Origin of the sequence: Nocardia alni, assembly GCF_019038435.1 — a bacterium.
Lineage (GTDB): Bacteria > Actinomycetota > Actinomycetes > Mycobacteriales > Mycobacteriaceae > Nocardia > Nocardia alni.
In genome coordinates this window covers 1-427 of the sequence record NZ_JAGPOX010000365.1, presented here as the reverse complement: position 1 = coordinate 427, position 427 = coordinate 1, and the positions used below count along the sequence as shown (strand labels likewise).

Here is a 427-nt window from a genome sequence, read left to right as displayed (position 1 = left end):
GGTCCTCAAGCGCCTTCCCGCGATTCTCGGGAAACTCGTCGGCGACAAGTGAACGGAACGTCCGGGTGGCCGGGTCCGTCGACCGACTAGTGGATTCCCGGCGTCTCCGGGTCGGTGCCGACACAGCCGAGGATGAAGCAGCCGGGCGGCCAGTCGGCGATCGGTGATCCGAGCGGTTTGCCCAGACAGGTCACCGGGCCGCATCCCGGGTAGGCGGAGGGACCGATGCCGAAGGCCGCGAGAGTAGCCGTCGGATTCGAGATCGACGGATCCATGACGCTGATGTCCTCGCGCGGAATATACGGGCCCGGGTCGGCCAGTCGCGGCTCGCGGAAGGCCGCCGCCGTGGTGCGCAGGACGTCGTGCGGGAAGCTGACGGAGCCGCCTGGCACGGTGACGCCCGTCCAGCTGATCACCAGGCCGAGAC

1 pseudogene is annotated in these 427 nt (G+C 69.1%); it reads right to left on the bottom strand.

Annotated features, from left to right (window positions below):
* Positions 1-86: 86 nt before the first annotated feature.
* Positions 87-427 (bottom strand): annotated as a pseudogene (locus JZ791_RS44350) (serine hydrolase domain-containing protein); the annotation flags it as partial.